The organism is Rhodococcus sp. B10 (assembly GCF_011770055.1).
Lineage (GTDB): Bacteria > Actinomycetota > Actinomycetes > Mycobacteriales > Mycobacteriaceae > Rhodococcoides > Rhodococcoides kyotonensis_B.
Genome location: NZ_JAAFYV010000034.1, coordinates 1 through 23,329, shown reverse-complemented (window position 1 = coordinate 23,329; position 23,329 = coordinate 1). Strand labels below are relative to the sequence as shown.

General features: G+C 64.9%; 22 protein-coding genes and 1 tRNA gene. 10 read left to right on the top strand and 13 right to left on the bottom strand.

Going from position 1 to position 23,329, the window contains the following annotated elements:
• Positions 1-185: 185 nt before the first annotated feature.
• Positions 186-1,058, bottom strand: a complete 873-nt coding sequence (locus RhoFasB10_RS20300) for a LysR family transcriptional regulator ArgP (RefSeq protein WP_068420512.1) — start codon at positions 1,056-1,058, stop codon at positions 186-188.
• Between the two features lie 68 nt (positions 1,059-1,126).
• Here RhoFasB10_RS20300 and RhoFasB10_RS20295 point away from each other — a divergent pair, with 68 nt between their 5' ends.
• Positions 1,127-1,750 (top strand): LysE/ArgO family amino acid transporter, encoded by a 624-nt coding sequence (locus RhoFasB10_RS20295; protein ID WP_068420510.1) that lies wholly within the window; start codon positions 1,127-1,129, stop codon positions 1,748-1,750.
• Between the two features lie 10 nt (positions 1,751-1,760).
• On the opposite strand, the gene RhoFasB10_RS20290 is transcribed toward RhoFasB10_RS20295, so the two are convergent.
• Complete coding sequence (locus RhoFasB10_RS20290; RefSeq protein WP_254303356.1) at positions 1,761-2,465, bottom strand: TetR/AcrR family transcriptional regulator; 705 nt, start codon at positions 2,463-2,465, stop codon at positions 1,761-1,763.
• A gap of 64 nt (positions 2,466-2,529) precedes the next feature.
• Between RhoFasB10_RS20290 and RhoFasB10_RS20285 the strand changes: the two genes are divergently transcribed.
• Positions 2,530-3,141: a TetR/AcrR family transcriptional regulator gene (locus tag RhoFasB10_RS20285; RefSeq protein WP_068420509.1), complete on the top strand. Its 612-nt coding sequence runs from the start codon at positions 2,530-2,532 to the stop codon at positions 3,139-3,141.
• A gap of 4 nt (positions 3,142-3,145) precedes the next feature.
• Here RhoFasB10_RS20285 and RhoFasB10_RS20280 read toward each other — a convergent pair whose 3' ends face one another.
• The 4 genes from RhoFasB10_RS20280 to RhoFasB10_RS20265 are packed head-to-tail and all read right to left on the bottom strand — an operon-like array spanning position 3,146 to position 7,818.
• Complete coding sequence (locus RhoFasB10_RS20280; protein WP_068420508.1) at positions 3,146-4,186, bottom strand: acyl-CoA dehydrogenase family protein; 1,041 nt, start codon at positions 4,184-4,186, stop codon at positions 3,146-3,148.
• 11 nt (positions 4,187-4,197) lie between these two features.
• Positions 4,198-5,409: an acyl-CoA dehydrogenase family protein gene (locus tag RhoFasB10_RS20275; protein WP_068420507.1), complete on the bottom strand. Its 1,212-nt coding sequence runs from the start codon at positions 5,407-5,409 to the stop codon at positions 4,198-4,200.
• The gene (locus RhoFasB10_RS20270; RefSeq protein ID WP_068420505.1) at positions 5,406-6,170 is read right to left on the bottom strand and encodes an enoyl-CoA hydratase-related protein; all 765 of its coding nucleotides are present in this window, start codon (positions 6,168-6,170) and stop codon (positions 5,406-5,408) included. The genes RhoFasB10_RS20275 and RhoFasB10_RS20270 overlap by 4 nt, the downstream gene beginning before the upstream one ends.
• A 10-nt stretch (positions 6,171-6,180) precedes the next feature.
• A complete protein-coding gene (locus tag RhoFasB10_RS20265) occupies positions 6,181-7,818 on the bottom strand; it encodes an AMP-binding protein (RefSeq protein ID WP_167678253.1) in 1,638 nt (545 codons plus the stop codon).
• A 142-nt stretch (positions 7,819-7,960) separates the two neighbouring features.
• Here RhoFasB10_RS20265 and RhoFasB10_RS20260 point away from each other — a divergent pair, with 142 nt between their 5' ends.
• On the top strand, positions 7,961-8,707 hold the full coding sequence (locus tag RhoFasB10_RS20260) for an FCD domain-containing protein (protein ID WP_068420922.1): 747 nt from the start codon (positions 7,961-7,963) through the stop codon (positions 8,705-8,707).
• Between the two features lie 192 nt (positions 8,708-8,899).
• Positions 8,900-10,210 carry an MFS transporter gene (locus RhoFasB10_RS20255; protein ID WP_068420501.1) on the top strand — a complete coding sequence of 437 codons (1,311 nt, stop codon included), beginning with the start codon at positions 8,900-8,902 and terminating at the stop codon, positions 10,208-10,210.
• 93 nt (positions 10,211-10,303) lie between these two features.
• Here RhoFasB10_RS20255 and RhoFasB10_RS20250 read toward each other — a convergent pair.
• From RhoFasB10_RS20250 to RhoFasB10_RS20240, 3 genes are all read right to left on the bottom strand, one after another.
• A tRNA-Val gene (locus RhoFasB10_RS20250) sits at positions 10,304-10,375 on the bottom strand.
• Between the two features lie 75 nt (positions 10,376-10,450).
• Positions 10,451-10,909, bottom strand: a complete 459-nt coding sequence (locus RhoFasB10_RS20245; protein ID WP_068420500.1) for a peroxiredoxin — start codon at positions 10,907-10,909, stop codon at positions 10,451-10,453.
• Positions 10,910-10,935: 26 nt separating this feature from the next.
• The gene (locus RhoFasB10_RS20240) at positions 10,936-11,358 is read right to left on the bottom strand and encodes a DUF3052 domain-containing protein (protein WP_068420499.1); all 423 of its coding nucleotides are present in this window, start codon (positions 11,356-11,358) and stop codon (positions 10,936-10,938) included.
• Positions 11,359-11,625: 267 nt separating this feature from the next.
• Here RhoFasB10_RS20240 and aceE point away from each other — a divergent pair, with 267 nt between their 5' ends.
• From aceE to RhoFasB10_RS20210, 6 genes are all read left to right on the top strand, one after another.
• The gene (gene aceE, locus RhoFasB10_RS20235) at positions 11,626-14,448 is read left to right on the top strand and encodes a pyruvate dehydrogenase (acetyl-transferring), homodimeric type (protein WP_240931332.1); all 2,823 of its coding nucleotides are present in this window, start codon (positions 11,626-11,628) and stop codon (positions 14,446-14,448) included.
• A gap of 75 nt (positions 14,449-14,523) precedes the next feature.
• Entirely contained in the window at positions 14,524-15,888 is a 1,365-nt protein-coding gene (locus RhoFasB10_RS20230; RefSeq protein WP_068420496.1) for a helix-turn-helix domain-containing protein, read from the top strand.
• 128 nt (positions 15,889-16,016) lie between these two features.
• Complete coding sequence (locus tag RhoFasB10_RS20225) at positions 16,017-16,925, top strand: ACP S-malonyltransferase (RefSeq protein WP_068420493.1); 909 nt, start codon at positions 16,017-16,019, stop codon at positions 16,923-16,925.
• 152 nt (positions 16,926-17,077) lie between these two features.
• Entirely contained in the window at positions 17,078-17,377 is a 300-nt protein-coding gene (gene acpM, locus RhoFasB10_RS20220) for a meromycolate extension acyl carrier protein AcpM (RefSeq protein ID WP_068420919.1), read from the top strand.
• Positions 17,378-17,385: 8 nt separating this feature from the next.
• The gene (locus RhoFasB10_RS20215) at positions 17,386-18,636 is read left to right on the top strand and encodes a KasA/KasB family beta-ketoacyl-ACP synthase (RefSeq protein WP_068420921.1); all 1,251 of its coding nucleotides are present in this window, start codon (positions 17,386-17,388) and stop codon (positions 18,634-18,636) included.
• A gap of 121 nt (positions 18,637-18,757) precedes the next feature.
• On the top strand, positions 18,758-20,191 hold the full coding sequence (locus RhoFasB10_RS20210; protein WP_068420917.1) for a carboxyl transferase domain-containing protein: 1,434 nt from the start codon (positions 18,758-18,760) through the stop codon (positions 20,189-20,191).
• Between the two features lie 76 nt (positions 20,192-20,267).
• Here RhoFasB10_RS20210 and RhoFasB10_RS20205 read toward each other — a convergent pair whose 3' ends face one another.
• The 4 genes from RhoFasB10_RS20205 to RhoFasB10_RS20190 all read right to left on the bottom strand — a co-directional run.
• A complete protein-coding gene (locus RhoFasB10_RS20205; RefSeq protein WP_167678250.1) occupies positions 20,268-20,693 on the bottom strand; it encodes a cold shock domain-containing protein in 426 nt (141 codons plus the stop codon).
• 71 nt (positions 20,694-20,764) lie between these two features.
• The gene (locus RhoFasB10_RS20200) at positions 20,765-21,277 is read right to left on the bottom strand and encodes a DUF3145 domain-containing protein (protein ID WP_068420492.1); all 513 of its coding nucleotides are present in this window, start codon (positions 21,275-21,277) and stop codon (positions 20,765-20,767) included.
• Between the two features lie 143 nt (positions 21,278-21,420).
• Positions 21,421-22,233 carry a serine hydrolase domain-containing protein gene (locus RhoFasB10_RS20195; protein ID WP_167678248.1) on the bottom strand — a complete coding sequence of 271 codons (813 nt, stop codon included), beginning with the start codon at positions 22,231-22,233 and terminating at the stop codon, positions 21,421-21,423.
• A gap of 139 nt (positions 22,234-22,372) precedes the next feature.
• Positions 22,373-23,329, bottom strand: a 957-nt coding sequence (locus RhoFasB10_RS20190; RefSeq protein WP_167678246.1) for an NDMA-dependent alcohol dehydrogenase, incomplete at its 5' end; no start/stop codon positions are given.

Below are 23,329 nucleotides of genomic sequence, written 5' to 3'. Positions count from 1 at the left end.
TTCGACTCGGAATGGGGACGACGGGCCTGAATTCTCGGACACCGCGCTGCCACGACGGTCACGCAGCATGTGAGGAACAACAAACCGCGTGGACTTCTTCTGTCACGAAGAACTTATACCAAAGACTTGTTTTTCGGAAGATTAACGACCTGAAGAATGTTTGATCGGCGTAGGACACGCTCTCATCAGGTCAAAGCCATGGACGCGGCCGCCTGGATGGCGGAAGTCAGGGCATCGAGGGCCTCCGTGCGCACACTCCATCGCTGCCAGTGAAGGGTGACGTCGACGCCCGTGCCCGGGGCCATGTCGATCAATTCTCCCGTTCGCTCGAGTCGGTCGCTCTGCTGTCTCGGCAGTACTGCCCAGCCGATGCCGAGCCGGACGGCTTCGACGAAGTCCGCGGACGCCGGCACGTGATGCCTCCGGTTGTCGATGCGCGTGTGCCCGTAGCGCTTCAGATAACGATCCTGCAGGTCGTCGGACCTGTCGAAGACGATCATCGGAGCACGGGCGATCCCGGCCGACGTCGATTCGTCGAACCACCTGTCCCGAAAGTCGGGCGAGCACATCGGGCGATACCGCATGATGCCGAGCGGCGAGACCGAACATCCCTGCACCGGTTCGCCCGACGTCGTGACTGCGGCCATGACAACGCCCTGCCGCAACGATTCCGCCGAGTGATCCTGGTCCTCGCGGCGCACGTCGAAGTCCATGCGGTCCGACAGTGTGGCAAGCGCAGGCAGCACCCAGGTGTTGAGAGAGTCGCCGTTGACGGCGATCGGAACGGTCGGGACCGCGGCGGCTTCGCCGAGCTCGTGCATGTCGGCGACGAGAGATCGAATCTGGCGTGCCAATCGCAGGTACGGCTGCCCCGCTTCGGTGATCCGAATCGGTTTGGAGCGCTGCACCAGGACGACTCCCGCCGCGGTCTCGAACGCCTTGACTCGCTGGCTGATGGCCGACGGTGTCACGTGCAGGCGTCGCGCGGCCGCGTCGAACGATCCCTCGTCCACGGCGGCAGCAAGGGCGTCCAGTTGCGGCAGATCGAAGGGCGACATAAGCAATGCTAACGCTGGGCCAGAAACATTCGCTGTACTGTTTCTCGAAGCTGCTCTAACGTCGACGCATGTCGTTTTCCGCCGCGCCCGTGTTCGCCGGTTTCGCTTTCGGGCTGTCGCTGATCGTGGCGATCGGAGCGCAGAATGCGTTCGTTCTCCGTCAGGGAATCGCTCGGGCACACGTCCTGCCGGTCGTGGCGGTGTGCGCGCTGTCCGACCTGGTGCTCATCGCCGCAGGCGTCGCGGGTGCGGGTGCTCTGCTGGACGCCGCCCCGGCGTGGGCGACCGTCGCCTACTGGGGCGGCGCCGCGTTCCTGCTCGCGTACGCACTGCTGTCCGTTCGCCGTGCGATACGGCCGGCGACGCTCGTCGCGGAGGCCGACGGGCACGCACCGCACATCTGGGCTGCAGTGGTCACCGCACTGGCGTTGACCTGGCTCAACCCGCACGTGTACCTGGACACACTCGTGCTGCTCGGTTCCATTGCATCGAGTTACGACACGGCTCGCCTGTGGTTCGGGGTCGGCGCCGCCGCTGCCAGCATCGTGTGGTTCGTCGGACTCGGGTACGGCGCTCGGATCCTGCGTCCCGTGTTCGCGAAGCCGGGTGCGTGGCGAGTGCTCGACGGCTCGATCGCCGCCGTGATGACCGCACTCGCCCTCTCCCTTGCGACACAGGCACTCGCGGGGTGAACGGCCGACGTCAGTCGGTGACTACGATGCGTTCCCCGACGTCGACGACCGCGCGGCTCAACGTCTTCGACGCGTGGCGCGACAACGGGCCCTCGTCCATGCGCAGCGCGTGAATGGTCATCAGGAGTTCGATCAGCGTGCGTATCGCCAGCGTGTGGGAGGCGTGTGCGACCGCGGCTCCCCGTTTCGTCGACGGGACCGCCGCGGGTAACAGGTAGTCGAAGGCTCGCTGCACGTGTATGCCCTCGAAGTCGCGTCGCAGCGTCGCCGTCTCGGCCGTCGCACCGGGTAGGTGGTAGTGCATGAGCCGAGATTCGTCGGGATGCGCTTCGACCCAGTGCCACACCGCGAGCGTGACTGCCTCCAACGAGGGAACGTCCTCGGGGTCTTCTTCGGACCGGACCTGATCGACGACCTCGTTGACCATGTCCATCACCCGTCGCATGGCGAGTTCGAACAGTTCGTCCTTACCGCTGAAGTGGTAGTAGACGGCGGACGGCACGACGTCGGCTTCGGCAGCGACGTCCTGAATGCTCGCCTCGGGGAAACTCTTCGCCGCGAAGACTCGGATCGCCGCATCGACGATGTCCTGCCGACGTGACGGCCGATGAGCCGACGGTTTCCCGTCCGCCGACCCGTTGCCGGCTCCGTTGCCCGATTCTTCCGTCACGCTCTTCGGTTTCGACTTCTTGATCTTCTGCGCGCTCACAGTCACAGCTTCCCCCACCCTTCGGTCGCCGAGCCTCTAGTCTTGCATGACCGAAATTCGAGGAGGGCGAATGTCGACAACACAGAGAAGACCAGCACACCGGCCGTCACGGCGCGGCGTCATCGTCGAGACCGCATTCGATCTGTTCGCGACCGGGGCTGTCACCGACGTGACGGTCGCCGACATCGCGAGCGCAGCAGGAATGACGTCGGCCGCTATCTACTACCACTACCCGTCTCGCGAAGAGATTCTCCTGGAGGGACTGCGTGAGTTCTCGGCGGCGTACATCGGCGAAGTCGGTCGCATCACCGCCGAGGAGAGCATTCCCCACGGTTCACTGGACACCCTGGTCCCGTCGCTGGGGCGCTGGTTGGAGGACAACCGAACCCGGGCAGTCGTGTATTTCGTGAGTGCGCGCGGGTCGAGCCTGCTCGTCGAGGCGCTTCGTCGAGAGAACACCGTCGCACTGATTCCGATCCTGTCGAGCGCTGCCCGCAAGATTCGCGGCAAGCTGTCGGCCGCCGAAGCCGGAGTGATCGCGGTCGCGCTGATCGCGCAGATCGAGGTGTTCGCGTCGTCGATGTTGTCGAAGGACTCGGTGTTCGAGACCCTCGGCCGGAAGAGATTCGTCGACACCGCCGCTCGGCTGTCCGAGCGGATCGCGGGCTCGACTGCGGGCTAGGTGTCTACAAGCCGGAAGCCACCACCTCGAGATGTGACTCGACGGTCCCGAACAGCAGTTCGTTCGTCTTCGCGCGCCGGAAATAGGTGTGCAGCGGATGCTCCCAGGTGAAGCCGATCCCGCCGTGGATCTGAATCGACTCCTCGGCCGCGAACACCGACGCCGTCGTTGCCAGGACCCGCGCCGTCGAGACGGCGGTGACGAACGCTGCGGTGTCTCGATCCGTGGCGGCGTCGGCAGCGTCCAGGACTGCGGCTTCCGCCAGTTCGATCGCGATCGACATGTCGGACAAACGATGTTTGATCGACTGGAACGACCCGATCGGACGGCCGAACTGCTGACGCGTCTTCGCGTAGTCGACGGACATGTCGAGACAGGCGCGCGCCGCTCCCACCTGTTCCGACGCGACAGCCGCCAGCGCGAGTGCCTGCGCTCGCTCGAGACCGGACCGCAGATCGCTCCCTCCGACCCGAGACGCCTCCACGTCCGCGAACTCCACGCGCGTCAGCGCGCGTGTGAAGTCCAACGCCTCCATGGGCGTTCGCGTCACTCCCGGTGCAGTCCCGTCGACCACGGCCAGCTCGGGACCAGCCTGTCCGTTCGCGACGACGACCAGAAGGTCTGCCTCCGCGCCGTCGACGACGAAGTCCTGACGTCCGTTCAGTGTCAACTGTCGCCCGTTCGCGTGCGCGTCGATGTTCGACACCGAGAACGGATAGCCGGTGACAAGCGCTGCGGTGGTCGATCCCGCCGCGATCGCCGGGACATACTCCGCACAGGCATCGTCGGTAGCGCATTCGAGCAACGTCGACCCGGCAAGCACGATCGACGACAGGTACGGCGCCACCGTCATTGCCCGGCCTAGTTCGGCGGTCACGACGGACAGATCCTTCGCGCCGTATCCCGCACCACCCATGCTCTCCGGGAAAGGAATTTCGGTCATGCCGAGATTCACCAGCGAAGCCCATGCGTCTCCTGGGCGCGCGAGCACCCCGCGCAGGCTGTCGCGAATTTCGTTCTGTTCGACGGTCATGTCGAGTGTCATGATGCGAGCCCCTACCGTGGTTCCCTGGGCAGTCCGAGCCCACGTTCGCCGATGATGTTGCGTTGAATTTCGTCGGATCCTCCGGCGATGCGATAGCCGGGTGCGCCGAGAAGATGCTCGGTCCACGCGAACGTGTCCGCTTCTCCGTTGTCCGCGAGGACTTTCGGTCCGAGGAAGCTCGCGGCCGCGTCGCCGATGCGTTTGAGGTTCTGTGTCCAGACCAGCTTGCCGATCGATCCTTCGACACCGGGGACATGACCCGCCAGTTCACGTTCGGCGTAGCGCGCGACCATCAGCGCCGACGCGCGTTCGTACACCGCGACATTCGCCAACTTCTGCCGAACCAGCGGGTCGCCGTCGATGCCAAGACGTCGCGCCAAGCGGAGCAGATCGGTTCCACTCCCACCGGCGCTGACGATTCCCGCACTCGAATTTCGTTCGAAGCCGAGCGTCGTCAGCGCAACGTTCCATCCCTGGCCGACGTCGCCCAGCCTCATGGAATCGGGCAGCTCGACACCGGTGAAGAACACCTCGTTGAACGTCGAGCCACCGGACATCTGCCGGATGGGTCGTACCTCGACTCCCGGCGCGTCCATCGGAACCAGGAATGCCGTCATACCACGGTGTTTCGCGACCGACGTGTCGCTGCGGGCAATCAACAGCCCCCACTCCGAGAACTGCGCCCCGGAACTCCATACCTTCTGGCCGTCGATGATCCAGCTGTCACCGGTGCGCACTGCCTTCGTCGACAAGCCGGCGAGATCCGACCCCGCTCCCGGTTCGGAGAACAACTGACAACACAGCTCGTCGGCACGGAGGAACGGCGTCACGAACCGTCGACGCTGATCCTCGGTACCGAGGAGGTGAACGGTGGGAGCCACCAGTTCGACTGTCACCAGGACGGTTTCGTGTCGCTCCGGCGCACGGAACTCACGCTCGCGGGACACGTAGATGCGTTCGTGGCTCGCCGAGAGACCAGGACCGCCCCATTCGGGAGACCACGTGATCGCGCCGAACCCGGCGTCGACGCGCGTCGACTGCCACGTCTTGGCCGCCTCGATGAGCGCGCGTTCCTCGGATTCGCTGTGGTTGTGGAAGATTGCGTAGGAGGGCTTTTCGGCGGTTTCGCTCGTTCTACGTTCGAGATGTTCGGAGAGCCACGCCGTGCACGTGGCGTCGAACTCGCCCAGTCCGATGTCGGTGTTCTCGATCGTCGACGTCATGTCCGCGCCTTTCCTGCCATCTGCGCCATTCTCGTTTCGACTGCAGTCTTCGAATCGGGGTGTTCCGATAGACGAACGGTGAACGTCTGTTCCAGTTCGTATCCGCGCTTGAGATCGAGCGGCTCGCAGCCGTTCAACGATTGCTTGGCCAGCGTGATCGCGTAGCGGCTCTTGGCGGCGATGGTTCGAGCACGCTGCATCGCGAGCTCGAAATACTCGTCGTGCGACGCGACCTCGATCGGAGCGCCCCATCGTTGCAGCGTCTCGGCATCGACGGACTCGGCAGTGAAGAACATGCGACGCATCGCTTGCTGCGGAAGCATTCTCGCCGTGAATCGGCCACCGCCCAACACGCCGACATTCATCTCCGGGAGTCCGAATGTCGCCTTCTCGGATGCGACGACAACGTCGCACGCTGCCGTCAGTCCGAACCCGCTACCCAACGCCGGTCCGTTGATCGCGCCGACGACGGGGATCGCGCAATCGATCATGTTGAAGAGCGCACGCCGCACCCGGCGCATCTGCACTTCACCACTCGTCGCGTCCATCACACGGAACTCGTTCAGATCGTTTCCCGCACAGAAGATTCGGCCGCGCCCGGTCAAGACGGCTACCTTCACTTCGGCGTCGTCCGACAGCGTGTCGAACACGTCTGCGATGGCGTCGTACATCGCGGAGTCGAGAGCGTTGACCTTTCCGTGCGCGAGTTCGACGACCGCGATACCCGGTTCGGGAACGGTGACGACTACTCCTTCTGCCACTTTCGACACCTCACTTCTCGTAACTCGCCGAGATGGTCACCCCGGCCATTTGTTTCGGAACGACGGATCTGTCGCGGGTCCAGTCGCGCAGCGCGAACTTCTGAATCTTGCCGCTGGCGGTCTTGGGCAGAGCGTCGACGACGAACACGCTTTCCGGGATTTTCTGCACCGCGACGTCGCGGCCGGAGAGGAATTCGTACACCTCCGTCAAGCTCAGATCGCGAGCATCGCGCGTCACGACGAACGCGCATCCTCGCTCGCCCGTCGTGACATCGGGGCCTGCGACGACGGCCACCTCCACGACGGCGGGGTGTTCGCTCAGCAGGTTCTCGACGTCGTGTGTGCTGATCTTCTCACCGGACCGATTGATGATGTCCTTGATGCGTCCGACGATGTGCAGGCCACCGAGCTCGTCGACGGTGGCGAGGTCGCCCGTGCGGAAGAAGCCGTCGGGCGTGAACGCGGCGTCGTTGAGCGACGAATCCAGATACCCGAGGAACGTGTCGGGTCCACGCCACAGCGCCTCCCCGACGACACCCGGTGACGCGACGCCACCGTTGCCGTCGGACACGATCACCTCGGTCGGCGCCATGGGCCTACCGTCCGTTCTCGTACGAAGCTCGACGGTGTCCCACCGATCCGTGCATGTCACCGACGGCCCTTCGGTCGCACCGAACATGCGCACGACCGTTCCGAGACGCTCGGTCGCTGCCGCGGTCAGCGAATCGGGGATGTCCGCACCACCGCAGATGATGTAGCGGATCGACGGTGTCGCCTGCTCGGAGGCGTCCGCGGCGTCGAGCAGTCCACGCAGGAACGGTGTCGAGAAGATCATGAAGCTGGCGCCCTCTCGGACGATCCGTTCCAATGCGACCGTCGGCTCCCACAGATCCTGCAGAACGACGGGCGCTCCCAACAGAAACGGAAGTGTCAGAGCACAATTGACGCCGGTCACGTGCGTCACCGGGGACGGGTTGAAGATCGCGTCTCGCTCGTTGAGGCCGAACCAGTCGATCATCGACCGATTCTCGAAGACGACCGTGTTGTGGCTGTGCAGCGCACCTTTCGGGTCGGCGGTCGTGCCCGAGGTGTAGAGCAGCAGGCAGACGCCGTCCGGGTCGGGTTCCGAAAGGCCCTCCAGTGCATCCGGTCTCGCCTCGTTCAGCAGGTCGGACCAGGACGTGTCGCCGACGACGATGACATCGAGTCCGGGGACGCCGAGCGCGTCGTACATCGCCGCGTAGTCGAAGCCGCGGTACGACCCGAGTACGAACACCATGGCACTGCGCGCCTGACCGATGATGAACCCCACTTCGCGACCGCGATAGATCGGCACGATGGGGTTCGCGATCGCGCCCAGCTTCATGATGGCCTGGAACACGATGACTGCTTCCGCACAGTTCGGCAGCTGGAACGAGACGACGCTGTCCGTTCCGATTCCCCGGCCGTGCATGGCAGCAGCGAGACGGCAGGCCTCCCGGTCGATGTCGGCGAACGTGAACCGGCGATCGCCGTCGACGACGGCCACGGTATCCGGGAACTGCGACGCCGCCCGCGTCAGGAAATGACCGACCGGCTTGTCCTGCCAGTGACCACCGTCGCGAAACGACTGCGCGAGAGACGAATCCGGTAGCCGAGTCGGCAGCATGCGAACCTCCAGAAGAACCGCCCTGTGGTGGGATCGCCCTACAGTAACCAATCCCTGTCAAATATGTACAGGTTTTGGCCGTATTGCTTCGTTGGTAGCCGGTAAGGTGAATCAATTGCCGACACCACGTGAGGACTCGCAGATGACCACCGAAGACCATCGCCATCGAATGGGCCGCCCCCAGAAGATGTCCGAACGCGTGGCCAACGTGATCGCCGACGAGATTCTCGGCGGCGGTATCGTCGCCGGTCAACGCTTGCCCACCGAGAAGGAAATGGTGGCCGAATACGGGGTCGCGCGCACGACGGTGCGCGAAGCGCTCCGTCTGCTGGAAAGCCGCGATCTGGTCACCATCAAGGCCGGAATCGGCGGCGGCCCCGTCGCATGCAGGCCCAAGTTCGAGTCCCTCGGCAACACGATGAAGCTGTTTCTCCAACTCGAGGGTGCGAACATCAGCGACGTCATCGACGTCCGACTGACACTCGAACCGATCGTCGCTCGGCAGGCCACCTCCAGCATCACGGACGCACAACTCGACACGATGCAGGCCGCGCTCGACAGCATGCGTGAGGCGCCCGAGGACTACGAGAATTTCCAGGAGAAGAACGCGCTGTTCCAGACGTCGATCTACAAAGCCGCGGGTAACCCGGCGTTTCGCATCGTCATGGAAACGCTGTGGCTCCTCGTGCGCGACGCCGAACCCAACGAGCACCCCATCGCGACCCGTAAGGCCGCGACCGAGGCGCAGCAGGCCGTTCTCGACGCGATGCGCGAGCGCGACGCCGACGCCGCGGCGGCGGCGATGAGCGACTTCGTCCACGACACCGCGCGGTACTACCGAAAGCGCCTGTCCGCGATCATCTCTCAGCCGGTGCACTGGCAGCTCTGACGCACGGGCCGTGGTTGCTCACCACCGACTCCGGATGAACCCATCCGAATCCAAACATGTACACATTTGACAGGGTTTGGGGTTACAGTGTGATCGCGCACACCCGATTCGCCCGTAGCCGGCCGACGACACAGGACACCGGCGCCCGGTGAATGCGCGACCGATCTCCTTCACACAGAACCGGAGCCGTTCGTGGCAACCACACGCACCCTCGAGCAGACCCGACGCCGCGGTGTTCTCGCCGCCGCCGTCGGAACCATCGTCGAGTACTACGACCTGACCGTGTACGCCTACCTGGCGGTCGTGGTCAGCCCTCTGTTCTTCCCCGGCGACGATCCGACCGCGTCCCTGTTGGCCAGTCTCGCGGTGTTCGCGTCGGCGTATCTGATGCGACCGATCGGTGGCATCTTCTTCGGCAGGCTCGGAGATCGGCACGGCCGTAAGCGGGCACTGCTGTTCTCCGTCCTGCTGATGGGAGCGGGTAGTGCACTGATGGCGTTCCTGCCCACCTACGAGAACGCGGGAATTCTCGCACCCGTCCTGCTCGTCATTGCGCGTCTCGTGCAGGGCTTCTCGGCCGGCGGCGAACTCGGCGGTGCGCTGACCTACGTCTACGAGACGGTCGGCGAGAAGCGCAAGGGTCTCGGCGCGTCGTTCGTCGCGTTCGGCAGCAACAGCGGTTTCGCATTGGCCGCGATCGTGGTGGCGACGACGTCGGCGTTGACGTCCGATGCCCAGATGACGAGTTGGGGATGGCGCATCCCGTTCCTGCTCGGCGTCCCGCTCGTGCTGTTCTGCCTGTGGACCCGAACCCGCATCGAGGACTCCCCCGAATTCGAGAAGGTCGCCGCGAAGGATCAACTCGCGAAAGCGCCTCTCGGCGAACTGCTTCGCACACATCCGAAGCAGGTGCTGCAGGTGTTCGGTCTCGGCGTCGCACAGAACGCCACCGGCTACATGGTGCTCACCTACATCGGTATTCACCTCGTTCGCGAGGGTGGCTACAGCCAGACCGCGGTGACGTGGACGGCTGCGCTCGTCATCGTTCTGGTCGCGTTGTCGATGCCGGTCGCGGGACTGTTCGTCGACAGGTTCGGAAGCAAGAGGGTGTTGGTGGTCGGTCTCGTCGCGTCGGCTGTCATCGCCTACCCGGCGATGCTGATGATGGGCGAGCACGGATTGTTCGTCGCCGCCATCGCATTCGGCTTCTTCGCGTTCGGAACTCCGCTGATTCAGACGGCGACTGCCCCACTGTTCCCGTCGCTGTTCGATTCCCGCGTTCGCCTGACGGGTGTCGCCCTCGGGTTCAATCTCGCGACGATCGCGACGGGCGGCACGGCCGCGTACATCGCGACGTGGCTGATCGACCGCACGGGAAGCTCGGTCTCCCCCGCGTTCTTCGTCGTCGGGTCTTGCATCGTCGGCCTGATCACGCTTGCGACCGTTCGCCAGACGACGTACCTGGGTTCGCGCGCGGAGCGAAAGACACCGGCGGCGGTCTGACGCAACGGACTGCACAGAATCGGCCCGGTTCGACGGAATTCCGTCGAACCGGGCCGATTGTGTGCACTGAGTTGCGCCGAATGAGAAGAAGGGTGGGCGCAGAGGGGTTCGAACCCCCGACCGCTGGTGTGTAAAACCAGAGCTCTACCGCTGAGCTATACGCCCGAGTACCGGCGACCGAAGCCGCCGGAACGCATGGAAAAACTTAGCGCGTCCTGTCGCGATCTACAATTCCGCAGGTCAGACGCTGGCGAGCGCGTCGTCCCATACGGACTGATCGCGCGCTTCGCCGGGCTGCTTCATCTCGGAGAACCGGATGATGCCGTCCTTGTCGATGACGAAGGTGCCGCGATTGGCGAACCCGGCCTTGTCGTTGAACACGCCGTACGCCTGGGCTACTTCTCCGTGCGGCCAGAAATCGGACAGCAGAGGGAACGTGTACCCCTGCTCGGCCGCCCAGATCTTGTGCGTCGGTGGAGGTCCCACCGAAATGGCGAGAACGGCGGTGTCGTCGTTCTCGTACTTCGGCAGTTCGTCGCGCACCTTGCACAGTTCGCCCTGGCAGGTACCGGTGAACGCAAGCGGGTAGAACACCAGGAGCACGTTCTTGACGCCGCGATACGACGCCAGAGAAACTTCCTGGTTGTTCTGATCTTTCAGAGTGAAGTCAGGCGCCTGCGCGCCCACCTCGAGTGGCATCAGATCTGTTTCCTGTTCCGACGTGTCTAGCGCTTGCCTGCGCGCGACTTGGGCTGCACCAGGCGGCTTCCGATCCAATCGCCCAGGTTGGCCGCGGAGGTCTGAGTCAGACCCGCGGTCGGTGCCGACTCGGCGATCTCACTGGGTTCGACGTGTCCCGGCAGGCCGGTCTTGGGGCTGAGGACCCACACGAAACCGTCGTCCGACAGCGGACCGATCGCGTCCATGAGGGCGTCGACCAGGTCTCCGTCTCCATCGCGCCACCACAGCAGCACGACGTCGATCACCTCGTCCGAATCTTCGTCGAGGGTTTCACCACCGATGGCTTCCTCGACGTCGGCACGCAGATCGTCGTCTGTGTCCTCGTCCCAGCCCAGTTCCTGAACGACCAAGTCGCGGGTGATTCCAAGCTTCTGAGCGTAGTTCTGAGCGTCCGCCGCGGCGACCACGGTGGTGACCTCCTTGCATTGTGGGTGAAGTAGTGCAAGCGAACAGTGTTTTCGCCGCGTGCGCAAGCGGACCGCGCCGAAATTGCGTACATAAATTTCTACTCGCGGGTAGGGGGACTCCGTACCACCGCGGTGGAAGATGTGTAGGAGGATTGAGGTGGATCACCGGAAATGATGAACGTGTCTCGCCGTCACAGAGCGCGAGATACAGGGAACGGTCGCCGCACCGAGCGTCCGCCACACTGAGGAGTACACACGTTGTCCGAGTTGAACAAGGACGAACGGCAGACCACACATGCTGCCGGCAAGACCAGCGGGCCCACCGGCTCGGACGGCAGGGTTCGCGTCATCCGCGAGGGTGTCGCGTCGTACCTGCCCGATATCGACAGTTCGGAAACCGACGAGTGGATCGAGTCGTTCGACGGATTGCTCGAACGCTCCGGACCCGCCCGAGCCCGGTACCTGATGCTCCGGTTGCTCGAACGCGCCGGCGAGCGCCGCGTCGCGCTCCCGTCCTTGACGTCGACGGACTACGTCAACACCATCCCCACCGAGAACGAGCCGTGGTTCCCCGGTGACGAAGAACTCGAGCGTCGCTACCGCGCCTGGATCCGCTGGAATGCCGCGATCATGGTGCACCGCGCCCAGCGTCCCGGCGTCGGCGTCGGCGGCCACATCTCCACCTACGCGTCGTCCGCCGCTCTCTACGAGGTCGGCTTCAACCACTTCTTCCGCGGCAAGGATCACCCGGGCGGCGGCGACCAGATCTTCATCCAGGGCCACGCCTCCCCCGGTATCTACGCGCGTGCGTTCCTCGAGGGCCGCATCCCCGCCGAGCGCATGGACGGGTTCCGGCAGGAGTACAGCCACAGCGATCAGGGAGGCGGTCTGCCGTCGTACCCGCACCCGCGCCTCATGCAGGACTTCTGGGAGTTCCCGACGGTGTCGATGGGCCTCGGCCCGATGAACGCCATCTATCAGGCTCGCTTCAACCACTACCTGCACGATCGCGGCATCAAGGACACCTCCGACCAGCACGTGTGGGCGTTCCTGGGCGACGGCGAGATGGACGAGCCGGAGTCGCGCGGCCTCGCGCACGTCGCGGCCACCGAAGGTCTCGACAACCTGACCTTCGTCGTCAACTGCAACCTGCAGCGCCTCGACGGCCCGGTCCGCGGAAACGGCAAGATCATCCAGGAGCTGGAGTCGTTCTTCCGCGGCGCCGGATGGAACGTCATCAAGGTCATCTGGGGACGCGAGTGGGACTCGCTGCTGCACGCCGACAAGGACGGCGCGCTGGTCAACCTCATGAACGTCACCCCCGACGGTGACTACCAGACCTACAAGGCCAACGACGGCGGCTACGTTCGCGACCACTTCTTCGGCCGCGACCCGCGGACGAAGGAGCTCGTCAAGGACCTGTCCGACGACGACATCTGGAACCTCAAGCGCGGTGGCCACGACTACCGCAAGGTCCACGCCGCCTACGCGGCCGCGATGGCCCACAAGGGACAGCCGACGGTCATCCTGGCCCACACCATCAAGGGCTACACGCTCGGCAAGAGCTTCGAGGGCCGCAACGCGACCCACCAGATGAAGAAGCTGACGCTGGACGACCTGAAGAAGTTCCGCGACCTGCAGCACATCCCGATCTCCGACGAGGAGCTCGAGAAGGATCCGTACCTGCCTCCGTACTACCACCCGGGCCCCGACGCGCCGGAGATCCAGTACATGCTCGAGCGGCGCAAGAACCTCGGCGGCTTCGTCCCCGAGCGTCGCACAAGCCCGAAGCCGCTGCCGCAGCCGAAGGACGACACCTACAAGACGTTGCTCAAGGGCTCCGGCAAGCAGGAAGTTGCCACCACCATGGCGCTCGTGCGTGTCATGAAGGAGCTGTTGCGCGACAAGGAGATCGGCCACCGCATCGTGCCGATCATCCCGGACGAGGCGCGCACGTTCGGGATGGACTCGTGGTTCCCGTCGCTGAAGATCTACAACCGCAACGGCCAGCTCTACACGTCCGTGGACTCCGAGTTGATGCTCGCCTACAAGGAGAACGCCACCGGCCAGATCCTGCACGAGGGCATCAACGAGGCCGGGTCGACGTCGTCGTTCACCGCCGTCGGTACGTCGTACGCGACGCACGGCGAGCCGATGATCCCGCTGTACATCTTCTACTCGATGTTCGGGTTCCAGCGCACCGGCGACGGCCTGTGGGCCGCGGCCGATCAGATGGCCCGCGGTTTCGTCCTCGGCGCGACGGCCGGCCGCACGACGCTCACCGGTGAGGGTCTGCAGCACGCCGACGGCCATTCGCTGCTTCTCGCCGCGACCAACCCGGCGGCAGTGGCCTACGACCCGGCGTTCTCGTACGAGATCGCGCACATCGTCAAGGACGGTCTGCGACGGATGTACGGCGGCACCGAAGGTACCGAGGGATTCGGTGGAGAGAACATCTTCTACTACATCACTCTCTACAACGAGCCGTACCAGCAGCCGGCTCAGCCCGAGGACCTCGACGTCGATGCTCTGCTGAAGGGCATCTACTTGTTCGAGAAGCCGCAGCAGGGCGACGGACCCGAGGCACAGATCCTGGCATCGGGTGTCGGCCTGGTCTCTGCACGCAAGGCCCGCCAACTCCTCGAGGACGAGTGGGGTGTGCGTTCCGGCGTCTGGTCGGTCACCTCGTGGAGCGAACTGCGTCGCGACGGCGTCGAGGCCGAGCAGGAAGCACTGCGCAACCCGGGTGCCGAGAAGCGGGTTCCGTTCGTCACGCAGGCTCTGTCCGCTGCGGCAGGACCCGTCGTCGCCGCGTCGGACTGGATGCGCGCCGTGCCGGACCAGATCCGTCAGTGGGTCCCGGGCGACTACGTCACCCTCGGCACCGACGGATTCGGATTCTCCGACACCCGTCCCGCAGCCCGTCGTGTGTTCAACGTCGACGCCGAATCCATCGTCGTGGCCGTGCTGACCGCGCTCGGTGAGTCCGGTGAGATCGACAAGTCGAAGGCGGTCGACGCTGCGGCCAAGTACCGCATCGACGACGTCCACGCTGCAGAGACGTCGTACGCCGACACCGGTTCCGCGTAGCCGCAACCGATATCCGACGCTCGCTCGCCCGTGTCCGTGTCACCGGACACCGGCGGGCGGGCGTAGGTTTTTCACATGGTCGACAGCAAGAAGCCCGCCGGAGCGCACGAACACACCAACGCCGGCGGCTACCCCGTCGAGTCCGACGGGATCGTCACCGAGAACGAGGTACACCTGCCGGTCAAGGCCTTGGCTCCGTCACGGCACAAGCGGGATCCCCTGCCCGACGCCCTCCTTCGGCGCGTCAAGCAGTTCTCGGGGCGTCTGTCCACCGAAGCAGTCACGACGATGCAGGACCAGCTCCCGTTCTTCGGGGGTCTCGACGCGGCCCAGCGGGCCAGCGTTCAGCTTCTGATCCAGACTGCCGTCGACAATTTTCTGGAGTGGCTGAAGAATCCGCAGAGCGACATCCGCTTCAGCCTCGACGCGTTCCAGGTGATCCCGCAGGATCTCGCGCGTCGACTCACTCTGCGCCAGACGGTCGACATGGTTCGCGTCGCGATGGAGTTCTTCGAGCAGTGGCTCCCCGCGCTGGCGAGAAACGATCAGCAGCTGGTGGCGCTCACCGAGGCGGTACTGCGATACGGGCGAGAACTGGGTTTCGCGGCCGCGTCCGTCTACGCGAGCGCCGCCGAATCACGCGGTGCATGGGACACCCGGCTCGAAGCTCTCGTCGTCGACGCGGTCGTCCGCGGGGACACCGGTTCGGACATGCTTTCGCGTGCCGCGACGCTGAACTGGGACGCGACGGCGCCTGCGACGGTCCTGGTCGGTACGCCGCCGGAGAACCAGGGTGTGTCCGTCGTCGGCACCGTGCACACCGTCGCACAGAAACATCATCGGGCCGCGTTGGCCGTCGTCCAGGGCACGCGGCTCGTCATGGTCGTCAGTGGCGAGCTGATCGACAGCCCGACGAGCAGCGCCTTTCTCGAGGACATGCTCGAGAACTTCTCCGACGGACCTGTCGTCATCGGCCCGACGACGCGGACGCTCGGTGCCGCGCATTCGAGCGCCGTCGAGGCGTTCGCGGGAATGCAGGCCGTCGCGGGATGGCGCGGGGCGCCGCGCCCGGTGCATGCCGGAGAGTTGCTACCCGAACGCGCGCTCCTCGGCGACGGGGCCGCGATCGCCGCGTTGAACGAGCAGGTGGTGCATCCGCTCGCCGCCGCGGGATCGGGTCTGGCGGACACTCTCGACGCCTACCTCGACTGTGGAGGTGCAGTCGAGACTTGTGCACGGCAGCTGTTTGTTCATCCAAATACTGTCCGGTATCGCCTGAAACGTATAGCGGAAGTCACAGGCCGAGATCCCACACAATCGCGTGATGCGTATGTATTACGTGTCGCCGCAACGGTCGGTCGTCTAGCCCAAATGCATCACGAACCGCAGTATCCCGCCCCACAGATCACACACGTAACATTCGGCGAAGTGGTGACGTAACGCCGAGGCAGGGTGTGGCGATGTCGCCGGACCACGTGCCGATTTGTTGGGTCCCTACAAATTGGATGCCGAAGGTTTGACGAGGGCGACATCGGCCAACGGGGCCGCCACAGTGTTCTCTAGACGATGTGATTGCGTTGCTTGCGCCCGGTCAGGGCTCTCAGACACCCGGCATGCTCCTGCCATGGCTCGAACTCCCCGGAGCTGCGGACCGGATTGCTCTCTGGTCCAAAGCGTCGGGACTCGATCTGGCTCGGCTCGGGACGACGGCAACCGCCGAGGAGATTACCGACACCTCGGTCACCCAGCCGCTCGTCGTCGCTGCTGCGCTCCTCGCGTTCGAAGAAGCCGACGGCCGCGGAATCGTTCCCGCGGACGCCATCGTTGCAGGTCACTCAGTCGGCGAGCTCGCTGCCGCCGCGGTGGCAGGCGTCATCACCTCCGACGAAGCCGTCGCTCTCGCTGCCGTCCGCGGCGCGGAGATGGCGAAGGCATGCGCCCTCGAGCCGACCGGAATGTCGGCGGTCCTCGGTGGTGACGAAGCAGCCGTGCTCGCTCGACTGGGCGAACTCGGCCTCGAACCCGCCAACATCAATGCTGCAGGTCAAATCGTTGCAGCAGGGTTGCACACCGCCCTCGAAGAACTCGCTGCGAACCCGCCGGAGAAGGCTCGCGTGCGTTCGCTTCCGGTTGCAGGCGCATTCCACACTCGTTTCATGGCGCCGGCGCAGGACGCCGTCGCTGCCGCCGCGTCGGCGATCACTCCGTCCGAGCCCACACGGACGCTGCTGTCGAATTCCGACGGCAAGCCCGTGACGTCCGGCGCCGACGCGCTCGCCAAGCTGGCCGCCCAGGTCACCAAGCCGGTCAGGTGGGATCTCTGCACGGCGACGCTGAAGGAGAACACCGTCTCTGCGGTCGCCGAGCTTCCCCCGGCAGGCACGCTCGTCGGCATCGCGAAGCGCGAGATGCGCGGAACGCCGAACCTCGGTCTGAAGACCCCCGAGGACATCGCCGCTCTGGCCGAACTGGCCTGATCGACACAGACCTCCCGTGGCGCGAACGCCGCGGGTACGGAAGAGGGCGTCATCTCGCGAGAGATGTGCGCCGTCAACGAGAACTTCGGTGCGGCGATTCCCGTCGCACCGACATCGAAAAGATCGATACCGACAAGAAGGGAGCCACAACAGTGGCCAGCCAGGAAGACCTCATCGCCGGACTTGCAGAGATCATCGAGGAGGTCACGGGTATCGAGCCCTCCGAGGTGACCATCGAGAAGTCGTTCGTCGACGACCTCGACATCGACTCGCTGTCCATGGTCGAGATCGCAGTCCAGACCGAGGACAAGTACGGCGTCAAGATCCCCGACGAGGATCTCGCCAGCCTGCGTACCGTCGGCGACGCCGTTGCGTACATCCAGAAGCTCGAGGCGGAGAACCCGGAAGCCGCTGAGGCGATCAAGGCCAAGCTCGACGACTCGGGCGAGTGAGTCGAACCGTGACCAACCCATCCACCAACAACGGGCGCTTCCCGAATGTCGTCGTCACCAGCCTCGCTGCGACCACGTCCATCGCGGGCGATGTCGATGCCACGTGGAAGGGTCTGCTGAACGGCGAGAGCGGGATCACTGCGCTCGAAGACGACTTCGTGAAGGAGTTCGACCTTCCCGTTCGCATCGGCGGCCACCTCGCGGTGAACCCGTCGACCCTCCTCAGCCGGGTCGAGGCTCGGCGACTGAGCTACGTGGAGCAGCTGTCCACGGTGCTCGGTCGTGAGGTGTGGAAGAACGCGGGCAGCCCCGAGGTCGATCCACTTCGTCTCGGAGTGTCGATCGGAACCGGCCTCGGTGGCGGTGACTCGCTCATCGACGCCAACGACAAGATGAAGGCCGGTGGCTACCGTAAGGTGTCGCCTCTCGCAGTTCAGATGGTCATGCCCAACGGACCGGCAGCGGTCGTGGGACTGGAACTGAAAGCACAAGCCGGCGTCATCACGCCGGTGTCGGCGTGCTCCTCGGGCTCCGAGGGCATCGCTCACGCATGGCGAATGATCGTCATGGGTGACGCCGACATGGTCGTCACCGGTGGCGTCGAGGGATACATCGACGCCGTGCCGATCGCGAGCTTCTCGATGATGCGCGCGATGAGCACCAGGAACGACGACCCCAAGGGCGCGTCGCGGCCGTTCGACAAGGACCGTGACGGATTCGTGTTCGGCGAGGCAGGTGCGCTCATGGTCATCGAGACCGAGGAGCACGCCAAGGCGCGCGGAGCGACGATTCACGCTCGCCTGCTCGGTGCCGGAATCACCTCCGACGGGTTCCATCTCGTGGCTCCCGATCCGGAAGGCACGGGCGCTGCTCGTGCGATGACGAAGGCCATCGAGAACGCAGGCCTGCAGAAGTCCGACATCAAGCACGTGAACGCGCACGCCACGGCCACACCGATCGGTGACACGGCCGAGGCGCTCGCGATCAACAAGGCCGTCGGAAATCACGCAGCGGTGTACGCACCGAAGTCCGCACTCGGACACTCGATCGGTGCCGTCGGCGCCCTCGAATCGGTGCTGACGGTGATGGCAGTGCGCGAGGGAATCATCCCTCCCACACTGAATTTGGAGAATCAGGATCCCGAAATCGATCTCGACGTCGTCAAGGGTGAAGCCCGCAGGACGCAGATCGACTACGCGATCAACAACTCGTTCGGATTCGGTGGGCACAACGTCGCGCTCGCCTTCGGTCGAGCTTGATTCGGTAGGGCTTCACTGCTCGACCGAGCTTGCTCAGCAGGTACTCGAACCCGGGTGGGACCTTCGTTCGAAGGTCCCACCCGGGCACCGCCCCCCTCGGGGCATGCAGAAGGAGAACGTGATGACCATTCTGTCCCCCGTCACCAGGTCCGGCAGTTCCACCGATCCCCGTGATCCCGTCGCTCGCCTCGAGAAGCTCTTCGACGCCGGGACGATGGTCCCTCTCCACGACCGTGACAAGTCCGGTCTTCTCGCCGCTTCCGGCGACATCGACGGTGTGCACACCGTCGCCTACTGCTCCGACGCCACCGTCATGGGTGGCGCAATGGGTGTCGACGGGTGTGCCCACATCGTCGACGCCATCGACACCGCGATCGACCGCGGCGCACCGATCGTCGGAATCTGGCATTCCGGTGGTGCCCGCCTCGCCGAGGGCGTCGAAGCGCTCCACGCCGTCGGACTCGTGTTCGAGGCCATGGTCCGCGCATCCGGCCTCGTCCCCCAGATTTCCGTCGTCCTCGGTTTCGCAGCCGGTGGCGCCGCGTACGGTCCCGCGCTGACCGACGTCGTCATCATGGCTCCCGAGGGACGCGTGTTCGTCACCGGTCCCGACGTCGTCCGCAGCGTCACCGGCGAGCAGGTCGACATGGCGTCGCTCGGCGGACCGGAGACCCACTACAAGAAGTCGGGCGTCTGCCACATCGTCGCCGACGACGAGCTCGACGCGCTCACCCGCGCTCGGCGCCTCGTCTCGATGTTCAGTGAGCAGGGCACGTTCGACATCGCCGCCGCCGAGCACGGGGACACCGACCTGCGCGCTCTGCTGCCGGAGTCGAACCGACGCGCCTACGACGTCCACCCGATCATCGACGAGTTGCTGGACAACGTCGAAGGCGAATCGACGTTCGAAGAATTCCAGGGCGGCTGGGCACGCAGCATCGTCACCGGTCTGGGTCGACTGTCCGGCCGCACCGTCGGCGTCATCGCGAACAACCCGATTCGTCTCGGCGGCTGCCTCAACTCCGAAAGTGCCGAGAAGTCGGCACGTTTCGTCCGGCTGTGCGACGCGTTCGGCATTCCGCTCGTGGTCGTCGTCGACGTTCCCGGCTACCTACCCGGTGTCAGCATGGAGTGGGAAGGCGTCGTGCGACGCGGAGCCAAGCTTCTACATGCGTTCGCCGAAGCGAAGGTTCCGCGTGTGACGCTGGTGACCCGCAAGATCTACGGCGGCGCCTACATCGCGATGAACGCACGCGCACTCGGCGCGACCGCTGTCTACGCGTGGCCCGGTTCCGAGGTCGCCGTCATGGGCGCCAAGGCCGCGGTCGGCATTCTGCACAAGAAGGCGCTGGCCGCCGCGCCCGAGTCCGAGCGCGAAGCCCTGCACGACCGCTTGACCGTCGAGCACGAGACCATCGCGGGAGGCGTCGACCGTGCCGTCTCCATCGGAGTCGTCGACGAGGTCATCGATCCGGCACGCACCCGTTCGATCATCGCGAAAGCGCTCGCGGCCGCTCCCGCTCTGCGCGGCGACCACAAGAACATCCCGCTGTAAGGACGTTCGAGTCAGGACTGTGCCCCGGTGATCACACCGGGGCACAGTCGTCCGTAGCGGTCGAGCACCGGCTGCGTCAGCCCTCGACCCAGTTGTGAGACCGTGCAATGCGGGTGACGACCTCGCGCACATCGAGAACCTGTTCGGCAGTGAGCCCGGGGTGCGAGTGCAGCAGAGCCTCGGTCAATTCGGCGGTGAAGGCAGGGATGGACAGGACGTCGCACACGACGTCGTCGTAGCTGGTCTCGGCCGGCGGGACCACCGCGGGAACGGCCGCGCGGGTAACCGGTTTCGGTGATTCGATGACGCGGACCTGACCCGCCTTGGGCCCACGGTCGCCGTCCTCAGCGACGTATTCGACGCGCACACCGGGTGCCAGCAGTCGTTTGTCGAACGTCAGATCGTTGACGTGGATGAAGACGTCCTCACCCCCGGCGTCGGGCGCGACGAAGCCGTACCCCTTGTGTTCGTCGAAACGAATGATCTTGCCCGTCGAGAACATCGACACCACCCACATCGCCGGCTGTTGTGCACCACTTCTCGTGCCGCGGTGCGGATATTACAGGGGCGAGGTCAGCCCGCGGTGCGGCTCAACCACGTGACCTCGGAACCGCCACCGCCGGTGCGGTAGGGCTCGAGCGCGTCGTCCCACGCACTCCCCAGGGCGTGCTCGATCTCGGCAGCGAGGTTGCCGGAGTTGCCCTCGATCATCGACTTCAGGCGCATCTCCCCCAGGATGACGTCGCCGTTGGCGCTGGTCGAACCGCGCCAGAGCCCCAGTCCCGGCACGTGTGCGAAGCGTTCTCCGTCGACGCCCTCGCTCGCGTCCTCGGTCACCTCGAACCGCAGCATCTGCCACGCCCTGAGCACGCCGGCGAGCGCGGCGCCGGTGCCGACAGGACCGACCCAGTTGGTGGTGGCGCGCAGCTGACCGTCCGACGCAGGCTGAGCCGACCAACCGAGGTTCGCGCGGGAGTTCAGTGCATCGGACAGCGCCCATTCCACGTGCGGGCACAGCGCGGCAGGCGACGAGTGGATGTAGACCACACCCGACGTCGCGTCCGCGAATTGATTCAACGCGCGCATTCCACAACACCTCCAGCTTCGACGAGGGACGTCTTCCCCAACGACCTCGACACGGGCTGCAGATGCTCGGTGAGAACACGTGCGTGCACTAGTGTGCCCGGAGTTACCCCTGTTGCGCTAGTGCATTCGTGAATTCATGCGTGTCACCTGCGGTTGTTGTGCAGAATTTCGTCCGACAGCTCGGGCCACAGCGGCTTCGCCCACTCTCCGAACGCCAGATCGGTGAGCACCACGGTGGCAAGATTCGCGTCAGGGTCCACCCACAGGAATGTCCCCGACTGGCCGAAGTGACCGAAGGTCCGCGGAGAATTGTTCGCACCGGTCCAATGAGGGCTCTTGGAGTCGCGCAACTCGAAGCCGAGACCCCAGTCGTTGGGCTTCTGCATCCCGTAGCCCGGCAGAATGCCGGACAGCCCGTCGAACTGCACCGTGCGCGCTCGCCCGAGCATGTCGGGAGAGACGAGCTGCGGAGCGAGAAGTTCGGCCGCGAACGCCGACAGGTCACGGACCGTCGACTGCGCGCCATGCCCAGCCGAGCCTGTCAGCGTCGAATTTGTCATCCCAAGCGGTTGGAACACCGCCTCGTCGAGATAGGTCTCGAACGGGATACCGGACTCCGCCGCGATCTTGTCGGCGAGCACCTCGAAGCCTGCACTCGAATAGATGCGTTTGGCCCCCGGTGCGGCCTGCACCTTCTGCTCGCCGAACGCGAGACCCGACGTGTGCGCCAGCAGATGCCGAACCGTCGACCCCTCAGGACCTGCAGGTTGATCGAGTTCGACGGCCTCTTCCTCGATCGCGACGAGCGCCGCGTACGCAACCAGAAGCTTCGTCACCGACGCGAGTTCGAAGACGCGCTCGACGTCGCCGTACTCGTCGGTGACACCCGCAACCGAGACCACCCGGGCTGCAGCATTGTCGACGGGCCAACCGGCAATCAAATCCAGACTGTGCACGGCGACAACCCTATCGGGGGTCGTTCCTGCAGGCTCCACTCCCGGCCTTAATGGGGGTCGTTCCCTGTCACGGCATCGATGTCACACGAAAGCCGTCTATCGGATGCCACGGGCCATCGATGCGGCCCAGAGGGCCCGCCTACCGATCCGCGTCGGTGTATTCGATGACCCCGCGGATGTTCTTGCCGTCGAGCATGTCCTGGTAGCCAGTGTTGATGGTGTCGAGGGTGTATGTGTTGGTGATCATCCCGTCGAGGTCGAGTTGTCCGCTCTTGTACATCGACAGCAGCCGCGGAATGTCGTGTCGCGGATTTCCGCCGCCGAAAATGGCGCCCTGAAGGTCCTTCTGCAGCATCGTGAACAGGAACAAGTTCAGCTTGACGTCCATGTCCTCCATCCGACCCATTCCGGTGACGACGCACCGGCCCGCCTTGGCCGTGAGAAGCAGCGCGGCTTCGATGTCCTCACCCTTGATCTCGCCGACGGTGATGATCGTCTTCTCCGCCATCCGACCCTCTGTCAGTTCCATCAGCGGCATCAATGCCTCTGCGGCGCTGGGGAATACGTGGGTGGCACCGAACTTGAGGGCTTGATCCCGTTTGAACGGAACAGGATCCACGGCAACGACCTTCGACGCACCCGATCGCACGGCACCCTGCAACGCACTGATGCCCACTCCCCCGACGCCGATGACGACGACGGTGTCACCCGGTGCGACCTTCGCGACGTTGACGGCCGAGCCCCACCCCGTCGGCACGCCACAACCGACGAGTGAGGCGACGTCGAACGGTATGTCGTCGTCGATCTTGATCGCCGACGTCTCGTGCACCGTCATGTACGGAGAGAACGTTCCGAGCAGACACATCGCGATGACGTTCCGGCCCCGCGCCTGGATGCGAAATGTGCCGTCGCTGATGGCCATTCCGCCGAGCAAGCCCATGCCGAGGTCGCACAGATTCTGATGCCCGTTCGCGCACGCCGGACAGTGACCGCACGACGGAATGAACGACAGGACGACGTGATCGCCCTCCTGCAGAGTCTTCACCTCCGGCCCCACCTTGGTCACGACGCCCGCCCCCTCGTGCCCACCCATGAC

What these genes read in the sequence shown, in the direction of transcription:
- RhoFasB10_RS20285 (WP_068420509.1), top strand. Translation starts at nt 2,530, where the DNA reads ATGTCGACAACACAGAGAAGACCAGCACACCGGCCGTCACGGCGCGGC.
- RhoFasB10_RS20205 (WP_167678250.1), bottom strand. Translation starts at nt 20,693, where the DNA reads ATGTTCTCGACGGGCAAGATCATTCGTTTCGACGAACACAAGGGGTAC.
- RhoFasB10_RS20245 (WP_068420500.1), bottom strand. Translation starts at nt 10,909, where the DNA reads ATGCCACTCGAGGTGGGCGCGCAGGCGCCTGACTTCACTCTGAAAGAT.
- RhoFasB10_RS20280 (WP_068420508.1), bottom strand. Translation starts at nt 4,186, where the DNA reads ATGACACTCGACATGACCGTCGAACAGAACGAAATTCGCGACAGCCTG.
- RhoFasB10_RS20295 (WP_068420510.1), top strand. Translation starts at nt 1,127, where the DNA reads ATGTCGTTTTCCGCCGCGCCCGTGTTCGCCGGTTTCGCTTTCGGGCTG.
- RhoFasB10_RS20230 (WP_068420496.1), top strand. Translation starts at nt 14,524, where the DNA reads ATGGTCGACAGCAAGAAGCCCGCCGGAGCGCACGAACACACCAACGCC.
- RhoFasB10_RS20260 (WP_068420922.1), top strand. Translation starts at nt 7,961, where the DNA reads ATGACCACCGAAGACCATCGCCATCGAATGGGCCGCCCCCAGAAGATG.
- RhoFasB10_RS20300 (WP_068420512.1), bottom strand. Translation starts at nt 1,058, where the DNA reads ATGTCGCCCTTCGATCTGCCGCAACTGGACGCCCTTGCTGCCGCCGTG.
- RhoFasB10_RS20265 (WP_167678253.1), bottom strand. Translation starts at nt 7,818, where the DNA reads ATGCTGCCGACTCGGCTACCGGATTCGTCTCTCGCGCAGTCGTTTCGC.
- RhoFasB10_RS20200 (WP_068420492.1), bottom strand. Translation starts at nt 21,277, where the DNA reads ATGCGCGCGTTGAATCAATTCGCGGACGCGACGTCGGGTGTGGTCTAC.
- RhoFasB10_RS20275 (WP_068420507.1), bottom strand. Translation starts at nt 5,409, where the DNA reads ATGACGTCGACGATCGAGAACACCGACATCGGACTGGGCGAGTTCGAC.
- RhoFasB10_RS20210 (WP_068420917.1), top strand. Translation starts at nt 18,758, where the DNA reads ATGACCATTCTGTCCCCCGTCACCAGGTCCGGCAGTTCCACCGATCCC.